Below are 7,003 nucleotides of genomic sequence, written 5' to 3' on the forward strand. Positions count from 1 at the left end.
AGAAAAGACAGGCTATCTGCTACAACGAACTTGAAACCACATGCCCGCCTTTCGCGGTTCACCTCTCTTTCCGCGGTCGATCACATCCCACGGAAAGAGGTTAACCACGAATGGGCACGAATGGACACGAATGACCAAAGCATCGCTATCCGCCTCCTCAGTGGTCTTCCTTCTAGGTCGATTCGTGGGGACTCCCTGCTTGTTCCTCAAACATGGCCAACCGCGAACGCTCGCGAACCCGGCCGCGAAAACCCGCGGTCGTCGCCGCCGCTCACGCACTCGTGTCGCGCAACCGGCCGCCCCCCGTTTTCGCGCCCCTTCGCGCCTTTCGCGGTTCACCTCTCTTTCCGCGGTCGATCACATCCCACGGAAAGAGGCTAACCACGAATGGACACCAATGGACACGAATGACCAAAGCATCCCTACCCGCCACTCCTCAGCGGTCTTCCTTCGTGTCGATTCGAGTCCATTCGTGGTTACGCCCTGCCTTCCGACCTCCGCGGATCGATCCACTTTCACTTTCACTCTCACCCTCACTCCGGGCGGCCACGCCGCCCGGCCACTTTCACTCTCACTTTCACTCCCGGGCTGCGCAGCAGCCCGGGATCTCACTTAGGCGGCGGCGAGGCCGCCGCCTAGTGTCCTTTCGTCAGCGATACGTTCGCGGCGCCGTTGCCGCCGGCGAGCCGTGACCAGCCGAAGCCGTAGGCCGCGACGATGCCGAAGCAGACCAGCGGCACGATGAACGCGCGCGACATGCCATGCGCATCGCCCACGGCGCCCATGATCTTCGGCACGATCGCGCCACCCATGATTGCCATCACGATGTAGGCCGAGGCGCGCTTCGCCCGGCTGCCGAGGCCGTGGATCCCGAGCGCGAAGATCGTCGGGAACATGATTGACATAAAGAAATAGCTCAGGAACACGCACGCGACCGACAGCCAGCCGAGCCTCAGGAACACCAGCAGGCACGCCAGCACGTTGAGGACGCCGTACAGGCCGAGCACCTTGTGCGCGGCAAATTTGCGGAGAATCGCCGCCCCGGAAAACCGGCCGGCGAGGAAGCAGAAGAATCCAACTGAAACCAGAAACGATGCCCCTTTATCGCTCAGGCCCATGACACCCGCCGCATTTCTTTCGAGCAGTGCCGCCCTCCATCCTGAGTCCCATGCCTCTGGCACAGCAGGCACTTCAGAGGTCATGTAATTGATAAAGAAACTAAAGATACCTGCCTGCGCCGCTACGTAAAAGAACTGGGCCAGCGGCGCGCCGGAAAAGTGCGGGTGCGACCAAATGCTATGCGAAGGCATCCGTCTCACCGTTCTTGCGAGAACCACTGCGGCAACAAGCATGGAGACACCTGCAGCCCAACCGATCACGATCGCGAGCGCGTTGGACTCCGCGACATGAGCGATACCGGGATGAGGCAGCGATGACGCCACGCCAACCGCCGCAGAACTGACGCCCAATGCGTTCAGTATGACCCACAAAATCATGCCTATGCTTACGGCAAGCACCGAAATATTACCGAGCAGTAGTGTATAGATTGCTCCAAACCCAGCCGATCCAGCGGCACTCTCCGTGGCGCCCGTACGCTTCGTGGCCTCCACGTGATAAACGTCCTGCGACTTCACATCAGGCACGTTCGCAAAGTAAAATACCACTGCCAAAAGAATCACTACGACCGCCACGGCCGCATAGGGTATCCAGAGCGTCTGGCTTCCCGTGCTCGCGCCACTCGCATCCTTGCCATAGAAAAACATGCCGCCCGCAAGCGGGCCGAGGATCCAGCCGATGCCATTGCAGGACTGCGCTAGGTTGATGCGAGACGCTGCGTATTCCGGCGGCCCGAGGACCGTCGTATACGGATTGGCGACCGTCTCGAGGAAGGTCAGGCCGGCGGCGATCACGCACACGCCGAGGAGGAAGGCCCAGAACTGCGCGATGTGCGTCGCCGGGATGAACCAGAAGCCGCCCACGGCGACCATCAGCAGGCCCGCGATGATGCCGCCCTTGTAGCCGAGCTTCGTCGCGAGCCAGCCGGCCGGCAGCGCCATCAGAAAGTAGCCGAGGTAGTGGGCGAACTGCACCCAGGCCGACTGCGCCAGCGTGAGGTGCAGCTCGTTCTGAAAATGTTTGTCCATCACGTCGATCATCCCGTTGCAGAACCCCCAGAGGAGGAACAGCGAGCTCACGAGCGCGAAGGTCACAATCAGGTTTCGGCCATCCGCCAAAACGAAGAGGCTCTTCTTCGCCGGGGCAGCCGCGGGGGAGGCAGCGGAGGTATTCACGAGGGGGAGTTGAAAGGGGGGATTGGCGCCGGAGCGCAGACACGCCGGACGCCGGGACCGGAGAAAAGGAACGGGGAAAGCAGGCAGTACGGGGGAGCCGGGGGTGTCCGGCCAGCGCAATCTCGCGGCCGAACGGACACTTGCCCGGCAGGGCGGCTCAGCCCTTCACGACGGTGTCGCCCTCGATTTCGACAACGAGCACCCAGCCCATCGTGTCGTTGAGGTGGCGGGTGACGTCGACGTAGCGGCCGCCTTCCGGATGCGGCTGGATCGGGAGCGGCGTCTGCTGCGGATCGTGAAGGTAGTACGCGCGTTTGATCGCGTTCTTAAAGTTCGGGAGCCGGAACATCGCGTCTGCCCCCTTGCGCGGCGCGCCGCCGACGTGGAAGACCGTGAAGTAGAGTTTCCCGGGCTTGGTCGTGCAGCGCCACTCCTGCAGCGGCAGGAACCACGGCTCGCCCTGGCGGTTTTTGAGCGACTGCGCGTAGTCGCCGTACTCCTCACCGAAGGGGGTGCGGCCCGCGCCGTACACCGCCTCGCCGTTGACCTTCAGCCAGCGGCCGACCGTCCGCAGGTTGTCCACGCTGCCCTGGGGAATGACGCCGTCGGCCATCGGGCCGATGTTGAGCAGGTAGTTGCCGCCCTTGGACACGATATCGACGAGTTTGAACAGGATGTCACCGGGCGCCTTCCAGTCGGTGTCGTCGGTCCGGTAACCCCAGGTGTGATTGATGGTCGCCGGCACCTCCCAGTCGCCCTGGCGCTCGCGCGCCGGGATCGCGTTGTCGCCGGTGGATGCGTAGTCGCCGGGCACGCCGAGCCGGCCGTCGATGAGGGTGTTGGGCTGGAGCGAGCGGACGAGGTCGACGAAGCGGCGGCCGCGTTCGCCGCCCATCATGCGCGCCGTATCAAACCAGATGAGACAGACTGGGCCGTAGCCGGTGAGGAGCTCGCGGACCTGCGGCTCGGCCTTCGTGCGGAGGTACTGGTCGTAGGAGCCGTCCTGGTCCTTCACGGCGTCGGCCGGGAAGTCCCAGTCGTTGCCCGCGCCGCCGCGCTCATGCCAGTCCTGCGACTGCGAGTAGTAGAAGCCGAAAGGCAGGTGGTGCCGCGCGCAGGCGTCGGCGAGTTCCTTGATCGGGTCGCGGCCCCACGGCGTGGCGTCGACGACGTTGAACGGCGAGACCTTCGAGTGGTACATCGCGAAGCCGTCGTGGTGCTTCGCGGTGATGACGATGTACTTCATACCGGCGTCCACCGCCATCTGCACCCAGGCCTCGGCGTCGAAGTGGACGGGCGCGAAGCCGCCGGCGAGTTTCTCGTACTCGGCGACGGGCACCTGCATGCGGTTCATGATCCACTCACCGAGGCCGGGCGAACGCTGGCCCTTCCAGGTGCCCGCGGGAATCGAGTACAGCCCCCAGTGGATGAAGAGCCCGTACTTGGCCTCGCGGAACCATTGGATCCGCGCCTCGCGGGCCGCAGGGGTGTCGTAGTCTTTCACGACGGCGGGAGTGGAGGGAGTGGAAGTCGAGGAGTCGGGAGTGGAGACGGCGGGACTAGAAACGGCGGGCGCGGAGGGAGCGGGCGCCGCCGCCGGCGCGGGCGTCTGGGCGACCGCGGCAGCAGACAGCAGGAAAGCAGCAAGGATCGCGGGAGCGACAGGAGAAGACATGGGGGAGAAAGCACGACGCCGGCGCGGCGCCAGCGAACGGCAGCACAATACCCCGCCCCGCCCCCCGGAGGGAATGGATAATCCCGACCATCGCATGACGACTTTCGTCACCAATCTTCCACGATGAGTCCGGGCACTCGGCGGAACTCGTCGGTGTTTCCAGTCACAACGCATGCTCCGAGCGCGAGAGCCTGGCCGGCCAACAACGCGTCGTAGGGCCCGATCGGTTGCGCGTTGGGCTTCAGGGTCGCCAGATAAGCACGGACATTGCCTGCATAGGCCGCGGCGTCGGCATCGAACGGCGCGATGTCCGGAAGGATGCTGCGGAGCTGGGCCACCCGCTCGCGATGTTTGGGCATCCCGGACTTGGCCGCGCCATACTCAAGTTCGCTCAATACGATTGCCGAGATGCGGCAGAAGGGCAGCTCACCGAGCAGCCGGTCGTGCAGCGCGAGATTCGTCTCTCCGCCGCGCAAGAACCGCGAGAACACGTTCGTGTCAGGGAGATAGATCACGACACTTGGGCCTCAGGATTCGCGCACAGGGAAATCCGGGGCAGAGCCGAAAAGGCCGGCGAGCGCCTTTCGACGCTTGGCCAAGTCTGCTGGATCTACGGCGACAAAGCCGGATGCGGTGGGCGTCAGCGCGAACGTCTTCCCGATGGGAACGCGCATCCCCGACGGCAACCGCAACGCGGCTGAATTGCCTGACTTAAAGACCTTTCCGAGCGGAGCTGAGGCCAGCTTTGCCAGGGCCTTTCGGCGGTTACCGGGGGAGGATTTCATGTATGCACACCGTATATCCGGGAGGCTCCGGCGCAAGCGGCAATCCGTCCAGGCACCGCTGACCACGCGGCGCCGGACGGCCTCATTTGCCGCGCCGAACCCGAAGGCCTCCGCCCCCAACCGGCCAAGAAGCCGAAGCCCAAGGCAGGCGGTCCGCCCCACATACCCAAGCTGAACCCAGCCGCCCAGCCGCAGATCCCGTTGGCGACCGCCGGCGAAGCTCACTCCGACCGCCGGCGCCGATGGCGCCTCCGATCATTCAACATTTACCATTAGGCCGCCGCCACCCGGCCGCGCGTGGGGCAATTCAGCGAGCTAACTAGCCAATTCTGGCTAGTTACGGGCCCTAACGAGCCAGATTTGGCTAGTTATCGCGGCTGCCCCCTGCAGAGATAACGCCGAGCACCGCCGTGGAGCCGTCGCAGAATTCTCCATTCTGCATTCATCATTCTCCATTAGGCCGCCACGGCGGCCGAGTCGGCGGCTCGCGCGTGTGCGCCAGCGGGGACTGCGTCGGGCCCAGCCCGCGCCTGCGCCGTCCCCGGCCCCGACGCCCCCCGCAGACTCCGCGTCGTCCGCGCCGCGCGCGCCCCGTCCGTTGCCCGCCAAGCGCCCCACTCCCGCCCAGGTCGCCGCCATGGCCGAGCAGCACCGGCAGCGAATCATGCTGCTCGTCCGCGCCATCGTCTTCAATCGCCTCAACAACTACACCGCCCACCAAGTCGTGGTGAACACGATGAACAGCACCCATCTCGCCGAGGCCGACCGCCCCGCCTTCATCGGCGCCGTGACTGGCCAGCTCAACGGACTCAACGCGCAAACCATCCAGGCCTTTTCGATCAGCTCCGCCGACTTCGAACGCTGGTCCCGCGACTGGGACCCCACCCTCGGCATCATCGACGCCTACGCCGACGCCGCCCGCAGCACCTGACCTTCCCTCCACGGCGTCATCCCTCAACCCGAAGGTAAAAGGTAAGGATGCCCCCCACGGCTGTCTGATCAGAACCCATTCATCTCCAATTGGATGGGTATATCAAGTGGCGTGTTTGTTGTATCAATCTTCGCAAATATCTCAGGCAGAGGGACTTTCTCTAGTGCGGCGATTGAGATAACTTGCAGGACCTGATGCAGGCTCCCCGGTAGCGCGTATTCCCGCTTCGCGATCGCGACCAGCAGGTATGCGCACAATGCGGTCCAGATTTGGACGCGCACTCCGTTGGGGTCGGTGCTGAAGAAGCCGCGCAGGCGCAGGTGCTGTTTGATCCACCGGAAGAACAGCTCGATCTTCCAGCGGTGTTTGTAGATCTGGGTGATCGTGCGCGCATCGAGCGCGAACTGGTTGGTCAGAAAGACCAGCCACACGTGGGTCTCCGGCTCGAGGTAGCTGATCCGCCGCAGAGTATCAGGATAGCGATTACGCCCCAGGTCGGAGTTGAGGCGGATCGTCTGATCGCATCGCAGCCCACCGTGCTCGGGGACCGGGCGCGACTCGGCGACATAGTAGCAGGTGTTGGCCTTCAGCCGCGTAACGAAGAACGCACCCGAGGTGTGCAAGCGGTGCAGCCGTCCAAAATCGAGATAGCCGCGGTCCATCACGTAGTACGCGCCAGGATACACCGGAATCTCGTCCAGCGATGCCACCTCGTGCCGGTCGCCCTCGTGGATGCTGGCAAACGCCGGCACGTCCCCGCGCAGATCCAGTAGGACGTTCAGCTTCATCGCCGCCTGCGTGCCCTGCCAGCGGGCCCACGGGAACAGGGCACAGCTCAACTCGATCAAGGTCGCATCCAAGGCGAACAGTTCGGCGTCCAACTCGAGCGGCGCCGGCTCGTCCTGGTACAACCGGCGGGCGCGGCGCATCAAGACGCCCGCCACTGCGGCGAACATCCGCCAATCGCGATGCTCATTCGCGTACGCGAGATTGCAGCGCTTCACCGTGCCGCGAATCCCAGAGTGATACAGCAATGGCCGTCGCGCCGTCAGGCAGGCTTCGATGTCGCGCAAGCTCTCGCGGTAAGTGAGCTGCGCGAAGACCATCGTCGCAAAATGATCGTAGGCCGACAGCGCCGGCGTGTCGCGACTCAGCGGATACTGACCGGCGCAGCGCGAGAACTCTTTTCCGCCCAGTCCAGCGAGCACCTGTGCGAGAACAGTCTTTCCGGAATTCACAACCCAAATTTTCGGAAAAACGTAAGCGTTCAATTTGGACGGCTGATGTATATCCAACATGCTATATATCAATAGCATATATT

The 7,003-nt window shown here is 63.8% G+C and carries 6 protein-coding genes; 1 reads left to right on the plus strand and 5 read right to left on the minus strand.

What is annotated here, in order from left to right:
* Window positions 1–635: 635 nt before the first annotated feature.
* From DB354_RS00055 to DB354_RS00070, 4 genes are all read right to left on the minus strand, one after another.
* Window positions 636–2,291 (minus strand): MFS transporter, encoded by a 1,656-nt coding sequence (locus tag DB354_RS00055; protein WP_107833388.1) that lies wholly within the window; start codon window positions 2,289–2,291, stop codon window positions 636–638.
* Between the two features lie 157 nt (window positions 2,292–2,448).
* Window positions 2,449–3,966 carry an alpha-L-fucosidase gene (locus DB354_RS00060; protein ID WP_199226757.1) on the minus strand — a complete coding sequence of 506 codons (1,518 nt, stop codon included), beginning with the start codon at window positions 3,964–3,966 and terminating at the stop codon, window positions 2,449–2,451.
* Window positions 3,967–4,073: 107 nt separating this feature from the next.
* Complete coding sequence (locus DB354_RS00065) at window positions 4,074–4,481, minus strand: PIN domain-containing protein (RefSeq protein WP_107833390.1); 408 nt, start codon at window positions 4,479–4,481, stop codon at window positions 4,074–4,076.
* Between the two features lie 12 nt (window positions 4,482–4,493).
* Window positions 4,494–4,751 (minus strand): hypothetical protein, encoded by a 258-nt coding sequence (locus tag DB354_RS00070; protein ID WP_233256501.1) that lies wholly within the window; start codon window positions 4,749–4,751, stop codon window positions 4,494–4,496.
* A 598-nt stretch (window positions 4,752–5,349) separates the two neighbouring features.
* On the opposite strand from DB354_RS00070, the gene DB354_RS00075 reads away from it, so the two are divergent.
* Window positions 5,350–5,682, plus strand: a complete 333-nt coding sequence (locus DB354_RS00075) for a hypothetical protein (protein ID WP_146180037.1) — start codon at window positions 5,350–5,352, stop codon at window positions 5,680–5,682.
* A 68-nt stretch (window positions 5,683–5,750) separates the two neighbouring features.
* Here the strand turns inward: DB354_RS00075 and DB354_RS00080 are convergent.
* The coding region (locus DB354_RS00080) for an IS4 family transposase (protein ID WP_146180038.1) at window positions 5,751–7,003 on the minus strand (1,253 nt) is incomplete at its 5' end.

This window comes from Opitutus sp. ER46 (assembly GCF_003054705.1).
In the GTDB taxonomy this organism is placed as follows: Bacteria; Verrucomicrobiota; Verrucomicrobiia; order Opitutales; family Opitutaceae; genus ER46.